The sequence below is a fragment of the Campylobacter sp. 2018MI34 genome (assembly GCF_016598975.1).
GTDB lineage: Bacteria > Campylobacterota > Campylobacteria > Campylobacterales > Campylobacteraceae > Campylobacter_D.
In genome coordinates, this window is record NZ_JAENKS010000003.1 from 44,894 (window position 1) to 61,981 (window position 17,088).

Consider the following 17,088-nt stretch of genomic DNA (forward strand, 5'->3'; position numbering starts at 1 on the left):
AAAGTAGAAAAAAGTAAAATTTATGTTTTTGAAATAAAAATAAAAAAGTATTCATTAATTTTTTCTCACCATAAAAATAAAATATACACTTCCTAATAAAGTTGCAATAATACCCAAAGGAATTTCATAAGGAAAGATTAAAAGTTTTGATAAAAATTCAGCCAAAAGCATAAACAATGCTCCAATTAATGTTGTTAAAAATATTTTCATTTTCATATTTTGAATAAAAAATAAGTTAGCAAGATGAGGAGCTAATAAACTTATAAAACTAAATGGACCGGTATTTAAAACAACCAAAACACTTATTAAAGCACAAAAAATAAGTAAAATAATCCTTACTTTAAAAAGATCAAGACCAATATTTATTGCACAAACTTCTCCTAAACGCAAAGCATTGAGCCAACGTGTAAAAAATGACATAATCAAAAAAGAAATAATCGTAAAAATCAATATAATTAAAGCATTATCAAAACTAGCATTTAAGATTCCAGCTTGAGTAAAAGCTAAAAAACTATAAACTCTTATATCTGCACTTAATAAAACTATTTTAAAAAAAGCATCAGTTAAAAACATAATACAAACGCCAAGTAAAATAATCTTTTGCATGCTTATTTTTTGTACAAAATAGAAAAAAACTAATAAAAATAAAATAGCCAAAGCTCCAATTAATGCTAAAGGCCATACAAGAAATGGCATGAACCATAAAGCAAAAAGTACCCCTAAGCTAGCTCCTGAATTAATACCTAAAAATTCACTTGAGGCCATAGCATTAAAACTTAAACGTTGCAAAATAAAACCTGCAATTGCCATTAAAATCCCACTACATGCCAAAATGATAAGTTTATAAATTCTTAAATCAAAAATTTCTTTTGGAGTGGAAAAATCTATCTTTAAATTTAAAAAATCAAAATATAAATTCATTATAAAAAATAAAATTAGTAAAATAAAAACTATACTAAATAAAATATATTTAGAAATAAAAAAATGATTCTCATCTAAAAAATAACAATCATTAGAATAATCTTTTATTTTTTTAAAAATAACATAAATTAATAAAGGTATTCCTAAAAAAGGGACCATGCTTCCTGTTGGTAGATTGATATTTCCTAAAAGTTGTAAAAGCTGCAAAATTAAATCAATATTTGAAAGTAAAAAACCTCCCACCAAAGAACAAAATAAAAACTCTTTTTTTATATCATCAAATTTAAATTGATGGATTAAAATACTTGCAAATAAACCTAAAAAAGCTACTGAGCCTACAAAAGAAACAACTAAAGCTACTAAATAAGCACTTAATATCAAAGTGATTGCTTTACTTAATATTATATTTGCCCCAAGAGATTTTGCAATAATATCTCCTAGTGTTAAAATTTTAAAAGAAGAAGAAAAAAAATAAAGAAAAATAAAACCTATACTAGAATAAAAAATAATTTGAAAAAAATCTTTTAAACCATTTTGAGTAAAATATCCACTATTGTAAAATAAAAAAGCCTTGCTTTCTTCTGGATATAAAAGTATAAATAATGAAGTTAAAGCACTAAAAAATAAAGAGCTTATTAAACCTAGCAAAATAATACTTACATTATTAAATCTTTTTTTATATCCTAAAACAAAAATGGGTATTAAAATGATAATAGCCCCGAAAAAAGCTATCAAAATTTTAAAATTTTCATAAATAAAAGGAAAAAATAAACTACTTAATAATAAAAAAAATCCAGAAGCTGAAGAAACCCCTAAAGTTGTATCACTAACTAAAATATTATGTAAAATTTTTCGTAAAAGCAAAGAAGCTAAAGAAAGCAATACTCCACAAATAAAACAGACTCCTATTCTACTTAAAACATAATTTTTCAAAATAAAAATAAATAAATCGCTATGATTATTTTTTAAATTCAAAAATTCAAAGTAAAATACCAAGAATAATAAAATTAAAAACAATAATATCAATGAAAAAATTAACTTTTTCATTTTAAATTATCCTTTAAATATTTTGCAAAACGTTCTATACTTAGCAAGCTTCCTGCGCTCCAAATAGGATCTAATTCTATATAATCTTTAAATAAAAGTGTTTTTTGATAAAAAGGATTATTTTTAATTTCTTTTTTTATATTAAAAGGATGTGGTTTTATAATAATTATTCTAGTATTTTCGGGGAGATCTAAAAGATCTAAAAATGAAATATTATCAACGCCCCAAACATTTTTTACTTCTTTTTTATAAGCATTTTCTAAACCAAGTTCTTTTAAAACAACTCCAAATATACTATGATTTGTATAGATTCTTAAATGCTTTGGATCAATAAATTGCACAATAGCTAAAGGTCTATTTTTAGATTTTATTTCAAGACTAATCTCTTTTAATGTATTTTTTGTATTTTCTATAAGTGTTTTTGCTTCTTTTTCCTTTGAAAGTATTACCCCAAGTTCTAAAACAGCATTATTAATGCTTTCATAAAGATCTCCTTCTTTATAAAAATCTATATTATAAACTTTGGTATATTTTTGTAAAGAATGATTATTTAATGAAAATAAAGAAGAAGAAATTAAAATATCAGGTTTTAATCTTATAACCTGTTCCAAATTTGGCTTAACTCTTAATCCTAAATCTAAAGTATCATTTTGCAAAGAAGGTTCTTTAACCCAAGTATTATAACTTTTTTTATCTCCTACCGCTTGAATATGATATCCTAACAACATCATAGTTTCAGCTGCAGTCCAATCAAGAGCAATTACCTTTAACTCTTTGGAAAAAAGATTAAGGCTTAATAAAAATATTAAAAAAATTTTTAACATTAGAAAATAGCTACTAAAGAATTTTTTTTAGGATGTTTTAAGATTGTATTGTCTATTCTAAAAATCTTTTTAATATTTTCTTCTTTCATAAATTCTAAATTGCTATTATGAAAAATAATTTTACCCTCCTCTAAAGCAATAATTTCATCACAATAAGAAGCTGCTAGATTAATATCGTGCAAAATAATAATTACTCCTATATTAAGTTCTTTGCTTATTTTAGAAATAAGTTTCATAATATCAAATTTATAAGCAATATCTAAAGCAGCTAAAGGCTCATCAAGAAGTAAAAATTTGCTTTTTTGTGCCAAAAGCATTGCTAAAAAAGCTCTTGTTTTCTCTCCACCTGATAAAAATTGTAAATCTTTATTTTCCATATAATCAACATCAGTTAATTTCATAGCTTCATAAATAATATTTTCGTCATTTTGTTTTCTAATAAAATTCTCATAAGAAAAACGCCCCATTTTCACAAGCTCTTTTACGCTGATATGATATAAATGTGGTAAATGTTGGGGTAAATAAGCTATTTTTTTAGCAAATTCTTTAGATGAAAAATATTTTATATCTTTTTCATCAAGCAAAATCTGCCCTTTTTGAAATTTAAGTTGTTTTGCTAAAATTTTTAATAAAGTTGATTTTCCCGATCCATTATGCCCCATTAGAGCATAAATTTTCCCGCTTTCAAAAGAAAGAGTACAAGGATGAATAATATATTTTTTTTCTTTACTAAATTCTAAATTAATTACTTTAAGTAATGCCATAAATACTTTCTTAGAGAAATAAAATTTTAATTGTAACAAAAACTTAGATAAGTTTTGTTTAAAAAATAAAATTATACAATAATTTTTTTAATAATGAGATTAACTCTCATAATTATATTTTTTATAAGGAGAACAATGAAAATTTCAAAATTAGCAATATTATCTTTAAGTGCGAGTTTAGCCTTAGCACAAGAAATTGGTAATTTAGATGAAGTTAGCATAGTAGGAAGTATAGAAAAAAGCAAGGAAGTTGATTATTTTAATCCAAGAAATATAACTGTTATTGATTCAGAAACCATTGAAAAAATGGGTTTTACTCAATTAGATGAAATTATGCGCTATGAAAGCGGATTTTTATCTCAACCCTATGGTTCTGATCTTGATACCACAGATTGGCTTAAATTAAGAGGCTTTGATGCAACCTTAACTTTAGATGGAACAGCCATCTATAAAGGTGGATATTTTGGCTTCTCTCCTGATATTTATGGTTTAGAAAAAATTGAAATTATAAAAGGAGCCGATTCAATTAGCTATGGATCATCTCAAAGTGGAGGAATTATTAATCTTATCAGTAAAAGACCTCAAAAAAAATCTTTTGCCGAAGTAGGTGTAAAGGTTGGAAATTTGCAACAAAATGGAATATTTTTTGATGTAAATGATCAATTTTTAAAAGATAATACTTATTTTAGATTAGTAGGTAATTATCAAAGAGAAAATGGACAAGTTGATAAAACATGGCAAGAACATTATTATATAGCTCCAAGCTTAAATATAGACATTAATGAAAAAACATCTTTAACTATTTTATCAAGTTTTCAATATGATCAAGGAGTTCCAACAACAGCTTTTTTTCCAGCTTATGGCACACTTATAAATACCCCAAATGGCTATATAGATCCAAGTACAAATCTAGGTTCGCCTTTTAGCGATTATCTAAAAAGAAGTCAAGTTTCTTTAGGTTATGAATTTATTCATTATCTAAATGATGATTTATATTTTACTCAAAATTATAAATTCAATATGGAAAATAAAGATCAATTTTCTGTTAGTTTTTCTTATCTTGATGCTTCTAATCAAAATACTGCACATAGATCTTCTGTAATTGTAGATGGTATAGCAAGAACACATACTATAGATAATAGGCTTAATTACACTAAAAATTTTGGAAAAATAAAAAATGAATTTATCACAGGTATTGATTATCAATATGCTTATGTAAGAGGTAAATATGGTTATGGGACAGCAAGTGATGTCAATATTTTTTATCCAGATTATACTCCACAAACCAAAAGCAATGTTCCAACCTATCTTGTTAAACAATCTCAACTTGGTTTGTACCTAAAAGATAAAGTAAAAATTGATAATTTTATTTTTAATGCGGGATTACGTTTTGATAAAGCAAAAAGTGATTCAAAAAGTTTTGGAGCAAAAAGTGATTATAATGTAAATCATACCTCTTTACAAACTGGAGTAATGTATGTTTTTGATAATTTAGGATTAATGCCTTTTATTAATTATTCGCAATCTTTTAGACCTATAGCTGGAAATGATGGCAATGGAAACAATTACAAACCTTATGAAGGAAGACAATATGAAACAGGTATAAAATATCTTCCTTATTTTATGGATGCTGAATTTTATCTTACTTATTTTGATTTAAAAGAGAAAAATGCTCTTATAAATGCACCTAGTGGAAGTTTTGCCTCTATTCAAAGTGGAAAACAAATTTCAAAAGGAATAGAATTTAATTCAAATATCCACCTTAACGATATATTTAATTGGTTATTAGCTTATACTTATTATATTAAAACAGATACAGACTTAAATACCATAGAAACAATTAGAACTCCACAAATGCCTAAAAATACATTATCTTCTTATTTAATTTATACTTTTACACTTGATAACAAAAGTTCTATTCAAACTATATTTGGAGCAAGATACGTAGGATCTAGCACAGATGAAGCAGGAAATAAAGGGCTTAAAATTCCTTCATATACTCTTTATGATACAGGATTGGTGTTTAATTATGATAAATGGCAAACAAAACTTAATATAGATAATATTTTTAATAAAAAATATGTTAGTTCTTGTTATTATAGTTGTTATTATGGAGAAGGAATTAGAACAAGTTTAAGTTTATCTTATAAATGGTAAAATAAATATTATTTTAACCGATTTAATAACAATGAGATATTTTATTATTTTTTTACCATTATTTTTATTTGCATCTAATTTAAAAGAATTGATTGAACTAAGCTTAAAAAATGAGCAATATCAAATTAAAATAATGCAAAATATGCAAAGTTCTTTTGAAATTCAAAGTTTAACTTCATCCTATATGCCAAATTTAAATTTGGATATAGGATATGTGGGTCTTAATAAGGATCGTCTTATTATAGATCCGCAAGAAAGTTTTTACACAAAATTAAGTCTTAATTTTCTTTTGTATGATGGAGGTAAAAGAGAAGCTTTAATTAACTCTTTAAAATTTAAGAAAAATATTACAGAATTAAATAAAGAACAAAGTAAAAATTACCTAGCTCTTAAAGCTTCAACTTTATATTTTAATTATCAAAGTCTTCAAGCTATCATTAAAGCTAGCGAACAAAAAGAATTATTTTTAGAAAATACCTTACAAAGACTAAAAAAATTCTATAAAGTGGGTCTTAGTGCTCAAAATGAACTTGAAAGTATAAATGCAAAATATCATTTAGCCAAACTTGAACTTTCTAAAAATTTATTAAAATTAGAAGAAATTAAAAAAGATATAAAAATTTTAACTGCACAAGATTTTACTCCAGAAAAATTAAATTTTTTAGAAAACCCTAGCAAATATTTTAAAAACAATAATAATTTAGAATTTTTAATAGCCAAAGAACAAATTAATCAAGCGAATGAAAAATTAAAAATTGCAAAATCAAGTTATTTTCCTAAAATATTTTTACAAAATAATTTTATATTTTATAAAAACAACTATAATCCAAAAATTCCTTCTATTTATCAAAATTTAGCCAATGATTTTTTTAAAGAACACGCTCAAAGCAATCAGTTCATCATTGGGATGCAATGGAAAATTTTTGACTTTAATCAAAGAAGCAAAGAAGTAGAAAAAGAAAGATTGGAAGTTCAAATTGCAAATGCCAAAGCTAATTTAATTAAAAGAGAAAATGAGCAAAATTTAGAATATTTACAAAAAAATTTAGATATTCTAAAAGAACAAATCAATGCTTTAACTTATGCTTTAAAAGCAAGCGAAATAGCCTTTAAAGTAGTTAATGAAAAATACTCTGCAGGACTTTGCTCTTATATAGAGTATTTAGAAGCTTTAGAAGAAAAATTTAAAGCCTTTAGCAATTTAGAATTAGCTAAAAATGAGCTTGAAATTACTAAAGCAAACTATTATTTTTTAGCAGGAATTGATATAAAAGATAAGGTTTTATAAATGAAAATTATCATATGTTTAATCATAAGTTTTTATACACTTATGGCTAAAGAACTTTATGCAAGCTTCAATGTTGAAGCATTAAATCAAAGTAAATTAAGTCTAGAAAGCATAGGTATAGTTAAAGAAATTAAAGTAAAAATTTCAGATTATGTAAAAAAAGGTGATGTTTTATTAAGTCTTGATACAAGCAAAGAAGAAATTGCTTTAAAAAATGCACAAAATGATTATAAATTAGCTCTAGCTAAATTTAATAATATAAAATCAAAAATGGATAAATTTAACCAAGTGCAAAATTTTATTGATAAACAAAGTTATGAAGATATTAAAACTGAATTTAATATAGCTAATCTAGAGCTTCAAAAAGCAAAAATCAATATAGCTTATTATGAAAATTTAATAGATAAAAAAATTCTCAAAGCCCCTTATGATGGTGTTATTTCTGATAAAGCTATTCAAGTTGGAGAAGGAGTAGCTGGAGTTAATCAAGTTTTATTTAAAATTTTTTCTTATCCAAAAGTTAAGCTTGTACTTAGTTTTGATGAAAAATATAAAGATGAAGTAAAATTAAATCAAGAATTTATCTATAAAATAGAAGGAAAAGAACAAACATTAAAAGGGAAAATTTCACTTATTTATCCAAGTATAGACATAAAAACAAGAAAAATTTATGCAGAAGTTCAAGCAGAAAATTTAACACCAGGACTTTTTGGCGAAGGTAAAATCATCATTAAAGATTAAAAATGTATAAACTTGCTATAAACCGACCTATTACTATTTTAATGTTTTTCTTAGCTCTTATAATATTTGGTTTATTTTCTGCTTTTACTATGAATGTAAATTTATTTCCAAATGTAAATATCCCACTTATTAAGATAAGCGCAAAAGCAAACGGGGATCTAAGTTATATGGAAAGCAAGATCACAAAAGAGCTTGAAAATGCTATAAGTGAAATTGATGGACTTAAAACTTTATCTTCTGCAAGCTATGATAATTTTAGCGTTATTTTTGCAGAATTTAAGCTTAATAAAAATTTAGAAGTTGCTGCTAATGATGTAAGAGATAAACTAGGAACTTTAAGCCTTAATGCTAAAATTGAAATAGAAAAAATCTCTTCTGATTCGGGGGCAAATATAAGCTTATTTTTTAAATCTAATAACCCTTTAGAACTTATGCAAACTATAGAAGATAAAGTTAAGCCTTTTTTACAAAGAATTGATGGAGTGGGAAAAATCAATACCATAGGGTTTTTAAAACCTCAAATTCGCATACAGCTTGATATAAATAAATTGCAAAAATACAATCTTAACGCTTTAGAAGTTGCAAATATTATTAAAAATCAAAATTTTAAACAAGGTTTAGGAGAACTTGAAAACAAAGAAAATAATTTTATACTTAAAGGCTATTTTGAAGCAAAAACAATTGATGAGTTAAAAAATTTAAGAATTTATCCAGGGGTTTTTTTAAGCGATATTGCAAAAATTGAAAATTTATATGAAAATCAAAAACAAATTGCCTTCTTTCAGAGCAATGGAGTTTTATTGGAAATAAATAAAATTAGCAATTATAATGCTTTAAAGATGATTAGAAATGTTAAACAAGCTTTAGAAAATCTAAAAAATGAACTACCTAAAAATATAGAGTTTGATATACTTTATGATAAAAGTGCAAACATAACAAAACATTTAAATCAAGTAATTTTTGATATGATTTTCGGAGTTTTTTTAACTTTAATTATTGTATTTTTATTTTTAAGAAATTTAAGTGCTACTATTATAGCTTTTCTTGCTATTCCTACTTCTATTATAGCAACTTTTTTTATTATAGATATTCTAGGATATGATTTAAATCGTCTTACTTTTATAGCACTTACTTTAAGTATGGGAATTTTTATCGATGATGCTATAGTTGTAATTGAAAATATTACAAAAAAACTTAAAGATTATCCTGCTTTAGAAGCTTCTTATTTGGGTGTTAAGGAAATTGGTTTTAGCGTGCTAAGTATTAGTGTTGTTTTGCTTTGTGTTTTTATACCTATTTCTTATATGAACTCTATTTCAGGGCTTTTTTTTAACGCTTTGGGTATTAGTGTAGCTTCAGGGGTCATTGTAAGTTTTTTAGTTTCTATACTTCTAATACCAAGCCTAAGTGCTAGATTTTTAAATTCTAAAGAAAGTCATTTTTATCAAAAAAGTGAAATTTTTTTCATAAAAATAGAAGACTTTTATAAAAATTTACTTTATAAAATATTAAAGTATAAAATTCGTTTTATTATTGTTACTTTAATTTTTCTCTTTTCTTGTTTTGCTTTAGCTTTTAAAATAGGACTTGATTTTTTACCTATGGAAGATGATAGTGAATTTCAAGTTTTCATTGAAAGTAAACAAGATCTTAGTTTAGAAGCTATGAAGGATAAGTCTTTAAAAATCTTAAATCAAATTAAAAAAGATAAAAGAGTTGATTATACTTATTTATTAGTAGGTTATAATGATGCCAAAGAAGCATCAAAGGCAAAAATTTATATCAAATTAAAACCTTTAGAAGAAAGAAAAGAAAGACAAAAAACTATTATTAGTCAATATAGGGCGTTATTAAAAGATAATGATCTTAATATTAAAGTTTTGGAAATTCCAAAAATAGATGGAGCAGGTATTGATGATCCTGTGCAATTTTTAGTTTTAGGAGATGATTTAAATAAAATCAAAGAAGCCACCTTAAGAGTAAAACAAGTTTTATTACAAAATAAAGCTATAGTAGATATAGATGATGATTCTAATGCTAAAAAAGCAGAAGTAGCACTTTTCATCAATCAAGAAAAAGCTAAACTTTTAAATGTAAATCCTTATTATATTGCTGAAATTCTAAAATATTCTTTTAATAATCTAATTATAGGCAGTATGGATAGAGCCAATTCAAAAGATGATATTGTCATAAGTTTAGATCCAAAATTTAAACAAGATATAGATTCTTTAAAAAAAATACACATTAAAAACAATCAAGGTGTAGATCTTGATCTTTCTAGTGTGGTAGATTTTTTATATAAAGAAGATATTAAATCAATTCATCATTACAATAAAAATCGCAGTATTAAAACTACAGCAGGAGTTAATAATATTTCATTAGGAGAAGTTCAAAATTTAATTCTTAAAAATATAGATTTTATTTTAGGAAAGAACAATTTAAACTATGCATTTTCTGGCTTTATTAATCTTTTAGGGGAAACAATTGATGGCTTTATTTTTGCTATTACTTTAGGTTTTATATTAATTTATCTTGTATTAGCAGCACTTTATGAAAGTTTAATTTTACCTTTAATTATTATGATTACTATGCCTTTAGCTTTTGGTGGAGCTTGTCTTGGACTTTTTATCACTGGACATAATTTTTCTCTTTTTGTTTTAATTGCTATTATTTTACTTTTTGGTATGGTAGGAAAAAATGCTATTTTACTTGTGGATTTAGCCAATAAAAAATGTCACGAAGGGTTAGATCCTGATGAAGCTTTAATTTTTGCTGGAAAATCAAGACTTAGAGCAATTTTAATGACAACTTTTGCTATGATTTTTGCAATGTTACCTCTTGCTCTTTTTAAAGGCTCAGGTTATGAAGCAAACTCTCCTATGGCAATTAGTGTTATTTTTGGACTTATAAGCTCAACTCTTTTAACTTTGCTTGTTGTTCCTGTATTTTTTAAAACTTGCTTTAATTTAGATTTAAAAATAAGAAAAATTTATGAAAGAAAAAAACTGCTTTAAAGCTAAAGCATTATTTTTCTTTAAATTTTAAAGCAATTTTTGCTTGAAGTTTAAGCCAGTCTTTTTGAAGCATTATAGGAAAACCTCCATAAACTTTTCCTCCTTCAAGGTTTTTACTAACTCCTCCTCTTGCTGCAATAGTAGCAAAATTTCCTATTTTTAAATGCCCACTTGTTGCACTTTGTCCGCCCATTATAACATTACGCCCAAGCTCACTAGAACCAGAAATTCCACTTTGTGCTACTATAATGCAGTTTTCACCTATATGGCAATTATGACCCACTTGAACTAAATTATCTATTTTTGTTCCTTTTTTAATAATTGTGCTATCAAAAACTGCACGATCTATAGTTGTACAAGCACCAATTTCTACATAATCTTCTAAAATTACATTACCATTGTGATAAATTTTAAAATGTTCTCCATTTTTATTATGTGCATAACCAAATCCATCGCTTCCTATAACACAATTTGCAAGCAAATGGCATTTTTTACCTATTTTAGTATCATTATAAATTACAACATTAGGATGGATGATAGTGTCATCTTTTATCTCTACATTATCTCCTATGTATGCTCCTGCCATAATAATAACATTTTCTCCTATAAAAATATTATTTCCAAGATATACATTTGGCATAATCTTAGCACTTTTTGCAATTTGTTGTTTTTTTTCTTTAACATCTGAAATTAAATTATTAGCAAAAAGTTTGCTTAAAAAAGCAAAATGAAGATGCGCATTAGGACTTATTAAAACTTTTGTATGCTTAGGAACTAAATGCTCATATTCTTTTGCTATTAAAATAGCACCAGCACCTGTATTTGCAATATCTTTAATATTTTTTTCCCCATCACAATAAGTAAGCTCCATAAAATTAGCTCTTAATAATGAATTTAAAGATTTAATCTCTAAATCCTCACCTTTATAATCCAAACTTAAAAAATTAGCAATTTCGCTTAATTTCATTTTAACCCCTTTTTATAATCAACCATTAAATTCAACACTTTCAAATCTTGGCTTTTCAGCAAATGAAGATTTATCTTTTAAAAAAAGAACTTCACACATTCCTACTGGTCCATTTCTATTTTTTCCTACAATAATTTCAGCATTTTCTTGTAAAGGATTTGGCATAAAATTTCTTTGATAAGTTTTTCCTTCGGCTTTAGCTTTATTTTCTCTTTCTTTTTCTTCTTGTTCTCTATAAACTTCATCTCTATATACAAATAAAATTGTATCAGCATCTTGTTCTATCGCCCCACTCTCTCTTAAATCACTTAGCATTGGACGTTTATTGGATCTATTTTCTAATGAACGATTTAATTGAGATAAAGCGATAATTGGAATATCAAGTTCTCTTGCTAAAAGTTTTAAACCTCTTGAAATTTCACTTACTTGCAAATGTCTATCATTAAAATTAGAATTACTCATCATAAGTCCTATATAATCTATCACACAAAGCTTTATTCCTTCTTCTTGTGATTTAAGGCGTCTTAAAATGGCTCTTACATCTGTAATTGTTATATAACCGCTATCATAAATATAAAACTTTTTTTCTATATAATCATTGCAAGCATCACCTATACGATCCCATTCATTATCATTTAAATCTGCAGTAATAATTTTTTGCAAAGGAATAGAAGTTTTTGCAGACAACATTCTTTGCATAATTTGAACCGCTGGCATTTCAAGTGAAAACATTACCACTCCATTGTTTTGTCTTAAAGTTTTTTCTATAAAATTTAAGCACAAGGTTGTTTTACCCATACCGGGTCTTGCTGCAACAATAACAAGCTCTCCACCTTTAAAACCTTTAGTCATAGAATTAAGCTCATCAAATCCTGTATCAAGTCCTATTAATCCTTTATTTTCTAAACTTTTTTGCTTTTTAAATTCTTCTAAAAGCTCACTCACAACAATCTCTGAACTTTTAATATCATTAGAATTGATTCTATTTGTCAAATTAAAAATTTCTTTACCGATTTCATCAGAAATTTCGCTAACAGGACGCTCTTCATTGATACGACTTGGTAAAAGATAGGCAAAATTTAAAAGTTGTCTTTTAATTGATTTTTCTTTAAGTTCATTTACATAAGCCACTAAATCGATCATAGTTGGCGTTGCTATAATTTCATTTAAAACATTCTCATCGATATTTTTATTGTATTTTTTAATAAAACTTACACTAATAGGGCTATTGGCATTTACACAAGCAATAATAGCTTTAAAAATATCTTGATGGGCTTTTAAACTAAAGTCTTTTATCTCAATATCTCCGGCTATACTAGCATAAGCATCTTCGCTATATAAACAAGTACTTAAAATAGCTCTTTCTAAATCTAAATCAAAATATTCTTGATTTTTCATAAATTTTTAACCTCTAAAAATAACTTTGTATTAAAATTTTAACAAATTAAAAATAAATTTATACGAAATTAATACAAATTTAATTAACATTATCCCTTTTTATTTTCAAAATTAAAAGGAGAAAAAATTTGAAAAAAATATTATTATCTTTCTGCTTCATCCCGTTGTTTTTAAGTGCAGCAGATTTTAACCAAGGTTTTAGTGGAAATATTTCATTTGGGTTTGGCATTAGAGATATCAAAAGCAATCTTTCGCCTTTGGCTAATCGTGATTATATAAGTAGTCTTAATGAAAATCCTCATTCTAGCGCCGAAGCAAGTTTGCTTTTAGGATTTGAACTTTATTATGGTGGTTTAATTGACAACGATAGACTTTTTCTAAAAAACTATAATGGAAGAGATATTAGTGGAATTTCTTTAGGTTATGAAAGATCATATTTGGAAAAATTTACCTCTTCTTTAGCATTTGTTAGCTCATTAAGAGAAAAAGCTTACGCTAATCCTTATCTTACAAAACAAAATAGAGAAGAAACTGATGTTAGTAAATTTGGTATTAAACTAGGAACAAGTTATGAAATTGATGCTTTACAAAATATAAATTTAAGCTATCTTTTTGCAAAAAATAAAATTGATCAAGAACTCATTACGCTTAATTCTTTAAAACGTGATGGATATTTTCATCAAATTGAACTAAAATATAATTATTCTTTCTTTAATGCAGGGATAAATTATGACTACAATGATGCAGATGGTAAAGCACAAAGCTTCTCAAGATACGGAATAAGCGCTGGATTGAATCATCCTTTTATGCAAGATTATATTTTATCTCCTGAAATAGCTTATAATAAAATAGAAGCTAAAAAAATTAATCCACTTTTTAATCAAAAAGCTTCTGGAAATGAGATAAAATTTAATTTAAAGGTTGTTAAAAATAATTTCTTAGACAAAAAAAATCTTTATTCATATGCTACTTATATTCTTAAAAAAGAAAATAACGATATTAGTTTTTATGATGAAACCTATCAGATATTTTTAGCCGGAATTGGTTATCGCTTTTAAAAAATAAGCTTGAATGAATTTCAAGCTTTAAAATACAATAGTTTTATTATTATAAATAAAAACTCTATCTTCAAAAACCAAATCAAGAGCTTTAGACAATACATTTTTTTCTATAACTCTACCTATTTTTTGCATTTCTTGCCAAGTATATTCATGATTAACAGGTAAAACATCTTGAGTAATAATAGGCCCCTCATCAAGACAATCATTTACAAAATGAGCTGTGGCTCCAATAATTTTTACCCCTCTTTCATAAGCTTGCTTATAAGGATTTGCTCCGATAAATGCAGGTAAAAAAGAATGATGAATATTAATAATTTTTTCCTCATAACATTTAACAAAATAAGGTGATAAAATTCTCATATATTTTGCTAAAACCAAATAATCAAAATTATAATTTTTTAAACAAGATAAAATTTCTTTTTCTTGTTCATCTTTGCTTTTATCAGTTGTAGAAAATGTATGATAAGGAATATTAAATTTTTCTACTAATGGTTTAAGAATATCATAATTTGAAATCACAGCTTTAATATTGGCTTCAAGTTCATTGCTAAAATGTTTTATAAGCAAATCTCCTAAACAATGACTTTCCTTTGTTACAAAAATAATAATATCTTTTTTTCTTTTTTCATAAAGTTCGATAAAAGAATCATAGGGCATTATTAATTTTAAATTATTAAGCAATTTTTCCTTATCAAACTCTCCCTCTAAAAGTCCTCTAAAAAAGAACATTTCCTCATTTACAAATTCGTCATTTTTAATAATATTAATATTATTTTCAAAAAGAATTTGAGAAATTTTATAAACCAAACCTTTTTGATCTTTGGTGCTAATTTTTAAAATATATTTCATAATCTAATCCTTTTGTAGATATTTTAAAAGTTCTTTTTCTTTTTCTTTTTGTATTAATTCTCCTAAATCCTTTCCGTTTAAATTGCTTTTAAAAATTTTATCCATATCAATATTGATTGCAATTTTTTTATCATATACTTTTAACTTTTTTGCTCTTTTTATTCTTTCTTTATTCCAAAGACCAAGCCAAGAATTTAAAGGCTTTTTTAAGGCAATTTTTAAAAGCTCAAAATCACTTATTTCACCTTCAAAATACTCTTCTTTTACCTTTGATAATAATTCTTTTTTTAACTTACTTTTTTTAAAAAACTCATTAAAATCAATTTTAAAATAATTTAAGTAAAGATATAAAAATAAAGCCTCATCTTTAATAAATTCTCTAGTATTTTTAAGTAATTTTTCAAATTGACTATCATTAAAATTATGAAAAAAAATTTTTTCTTCTAAGTTTAAATCTTGTATATATTTATAACCCAATGCCAAATTTTCTGTTTTAAAAAATTTATAAAGTTCTGTATTAATACGCTCCAAATTAAGATCGCTTATATCCATCTCTCTCATCAATTCTAAGCTTTCTTTAGCAATGATAAAATTAAATCTTGCTGCAAAAACAATAGCTCTTAAAATTCTTAAACTATCTTCTTTAAAGCTTTTAGCATCTATGTGTCTTATGGTCTTATTTTTAAGATCTTCATATCCACCATAAAAATCTAAAAATTCACCATTAAAAATATTAATCATTAGAGCATTAAAAGTAAAATCTCTTCTTCTTGCCCCATCTTTTTCTATTTGACAAATTTTAACATCAAAGCCTCTATGACCTTTTGAAATTTTATTTTCATATCTTGCTAAAGCCAAATCATAGTTTTTATATTTATAAACAAAAAAACTTTTACCAAAACCATTGGCTCCTAGTTTTTGCATTATTTCATCAAATTGATGACAAGTAAGATCATAAAGTTCTATATCATAATCATTTAATGGAAGATTTAATAATAAATTTCTTACACTTCCACCTACTAAATATGCTCTTTTGGTATAAGGTTTTAAAAAATTTACTATAAAATTAATATCAGGATTATTTTTTAAGTTTATCTTCAATTTTTGCAAGTAAAAACTCTAAAAAATTTATCGTTAATGTTAATTTTTGCTCTACTTTATCTTTTTTTACACTATTTAAACCCTCAAATAAAACTAAAATTCTTTCTCGTAAATTTTTTAAAAAAATATCATCTTGATAATTTAAATTTTCTTTTTTTTCTAGTACATTTTCTTCTATTTCTTGTATATAAGAATAAGCTTCATCAATTTGTGGAATATTTTCTAAAAAATTATTATTTTCTTGACTTATTTGTAGTTTTTTTTCATTTTGAAATTCTTTGGTTTGTTCTTTTAAAATATCATTTTCAATTTCATTATCTTGTTCTTGTATAGAAATTTCTTCAACGCTAGGAAATTCTTCTTTAGATTCTTTAGTATGAATTTCATTTAATTTATTTTGAATATTTAGTTCTTTTTGCTGTTCTTCTAAAATACTTTTTTGTCTTTCTTTTTCTTTAATTTCTATACTAATTTCATCAATTGTTTTTTTAGCTAAATCTTCAATATTCATATTTTTATTAACCACCTTTTAAATTCATTAATTTCTTCTTCACTTTGCATCATAATAAAAAAATCAAGCATTTGGGTATTTAAATCTGTATGTTTTGATCTTAATCCACTAAGTCTGCGTATAGCATCAATAGCATTTTGATTTTCTGGATCGCTTTTTAATATATTTTTATAAATTTCTAAAGCCTCATTTTTAAGACCTTGTGCTTCATAAATAGAAGCTTCAGTAACGGTATTTTTTTTCATAGATCATCTTTTGATATTGTTTTTTTAATTTAAATATTTTAGCAAAAAGAGTTATTACAATCAAGCAGATCAAACAGAAAGTATGGTGCGCTCGAGAGGATTCGAACCTCTGGCCTTTTGAACCGCAATCAAATGCTCTATCCAGCTGAGCTACGAACGCAAAATAAAAATGAAAATTATATATAAAAAATCTTAAAAAT

14 protein-coding genes and 1 tRNA gene are annotated in these 17,088 nt (G+C 25.0%); 5 read left to right on the forward strand and 10 right to left on the reverse strand.

All coding sequences use genetic code 11. The features are described from left to right. Positions 1 to 54: 54 nt before the first annotated feature. The 3 genes from JG676_RS01840 to JG676_RS01850 are packed head-to-tail and all read right to left on the reverse strand — an operon-like array spanning position 55 to position 3,556. Entirely contained in the window at positions 55 to 1,968 is a 1,914-nt protein-coding gene (locus tag JG676_RS01840; protein ID WP_200217146.1) for an iron ABC transporter permease, read from the reverse strand. Next, positions 1,965 to 2,792, reverse strand: coding sequence for an ABC transporter substrate-binding protein (locus tag JG676_RS01845; protein WP_200217147.1), 828 nt, complete (start codon positions 2,790 to 2,792; stop codon positions 1,965 to 1,967). The genes JG676_RS01840 and JG676_RS01845 overlap by 4 nt, the downstream gene beginning before the upstream one ends. Continuing rightward, a complete protein-coding gene (locus JG676_RS01850; RefSeq protein WP_200217148.1) occupies positions 2,792 to 3,556 on the reverse strand; it encodes an ABC transporter ATP-binding protein in 765 nt (254 codons plus the stop codon). Before JG676_RS01850 ends, JG676_RS01845 begins: the two co-directional genes overlap by 1 nt. A 135-nt stretch (positions 3,557 to 3,691) precedes the next feature. Here JG676_RS01850 and JG676_RS01855 point away from each other — a divergent pair, with 135 nt between their 5' ends. From JG676_RS01855 to JG676_RS01870, 4 genes are read left to right on the forward strand one after another with little or no spacing between them, the layout of a single operon-like run. After that, positions 3,692 to 5,713 carry a TonB-dependent siderophore receptor gene (locus JG676_RS01855; protein ID WP_200217149.1) on the forward strand — a complete coding sequence of 674 codons (2,022 nt, stop codon included), beginning with the start codon at positions 3,692 to 3,694 and terminating at the stop codon, positions 5,711 to 5,713. A 31-nt stretch (positions 5,714 to 5,744) separates the two neighbouring features. Beyond that, on the forward strand, positions 5,745 to 7,001 hold the full coding sequence (locus JG676_RS01860) for a TolC family protein (RefSeq protein WP_200217150.1): 1,257 nt from the start codon (positions 5,745 to 5,747) through the stop codon (positions 6,999 to 7,001). Beyond that, positions 7,002 to 7,742 (forward strand): efflux RND transporter periplasmic adaptor subunit, encoded by a 741-nt coding sequence (locus tag JG676_RS01865; protein ID WP_200217151.1) that lies wholly within the window; start codon positions 7,002 to 7,004, stop codon positions 7,740 to 7,742. Positions 7,743 to 7,744: 2 nt separating this feature from the next. After that, positions 7,745 to 10,756, forward strand: a complete 3,012-nt coding sequence (locus tag JG676_RS01870) for an efflux RND transporter permease subunit (RefSeq protein ID WP_200217152.1) — start codon at positions 7,745 to 7,747, stop codon at positions 10,754 to 10,756. Positions 10,757 to 10,766: 10 nt separating this feature from the next. Here the strand turns inward: JG676_RS01870 and lpxD are convergent, their stop codons facing one another. Together lpxD and JG676_RS01880 are read right to left on the reverse strand one after the other, a co-directional pair. Next, positions 10,767 to 11,723, reverse strand: coding sequence for a UDP-3-O-(3-hydroxymyristoyl)glucosamine N-acyltransferase (gene lpxD, locus JG676_RS01875; RefSeq protein ID WP_200168965.1), 957 nt, complete (start codon positions 11,721 to 11,723; stop codon positions 10,767 to 10,769). Between the two features lie 18 nt (positions 11,724 to 11,741). Further along, the gene (locus JG676_RS01880; RefSeq protein WP_200168964.1) at positions 11,742 to 13,121 is read right to left on the reverse strand and encodes a replicative DNA helicase; all 1,380 of its coding nucleotides are present in this window, start codon (positions 13,119 to 13,121) and stop codon (positions 11,742 to 11,744) included. A gap of 128 nt (positions 13,122 to 13,249) precedes the next feature. On the opposite strand from JG676_RS01880, the gene JG676_RS01885 reads away from it, so the two are divergent. Further along, positions 13,250 to 14,179: a DUF2860 family protein gene (locus JG676_RS01885; protein WP_200168963.1), complete on the forward strand. Its 930-nt coding sequence runs from the start codon at positions 13,250 to 13,252 to the stop codon at positions 14,177 to 14,179. Positions 14,180 to 14,206: 27 nt separating this feature from the next. On the opposite strand, the gene purU is transcribed toward JG676_RS01885, so the two are convergent. The 5 genes from purU to JG676_RS01910 all read right to left on the reverse strand — a co-directional run bounded on the left by purU (position 14,207) and on the right by JG676_RS01910 (position 17,048). Further along, the gene (gene purU / locus JG676_RS01890; protein ID WP_200217153.1) at positions 14,207 to 15,031 is read right to left on the reverse strand and encodes a formyltetrahydrofolate deformylase; all 825 of its coding nucleotides are present in this window, start codon (positions 15,029 to 15,031) and stop codon (positions 14,207 to 14,209) included. A 3-nt stretch (positions 15,032 to 15,034) separates the two neighbouring features. Further along, positions 15,035 to 16,141: a CCA tRNA nucleotidyltransferase gene (locus JG676_RS01895; protein ID WP_200217154.1), complete on the reverse strand. Its 1,107-nt coding sequence runs from the start codon at positions 16,139 to 16,141 to the stop codon at positions 15,035 to 15,037. Further along, complete coding sequence (locus JG676_RS01900) at positions 16,110 to 16,643, reverse strand: 2-oxoglutarate:acceptor oxidoreductase (RefSeq protein WP_200168960.1); 534 nt, start codon at positions 16,641 to 16,643, stop codon at positions 16,110 to 16,112. Before JG676_RS01900 ends, JG676_RS01895 begins: the two co-directional genes overlap by 32 nt. Further along, positions 16,640 to 16,888 (reverse strand): hypothetical protein, encoded by a 249-nt coding sequence (locus JG676_RS01905; RefSeq protein WP_200168959.1) that lies wholly within the window; start codon positions 16,886 to 16,888, stop codon positions 16,640 to 16,642. The genes JG676_RS01900 and JG676_RS01905 overlap by 4 nt, the downstream gene beginning before the upstream one ends. 83 nt (positions 16,889 to 16,971) lie before the next feature. Then, positions 16,972 to 17,048: transfer RNA gene (locus JG676_RS01910), tRNA-Arg, on the reverse strand. Between the last annotated feature and the right edge of the window lie 40 nt (positions 17,049 to 17,088).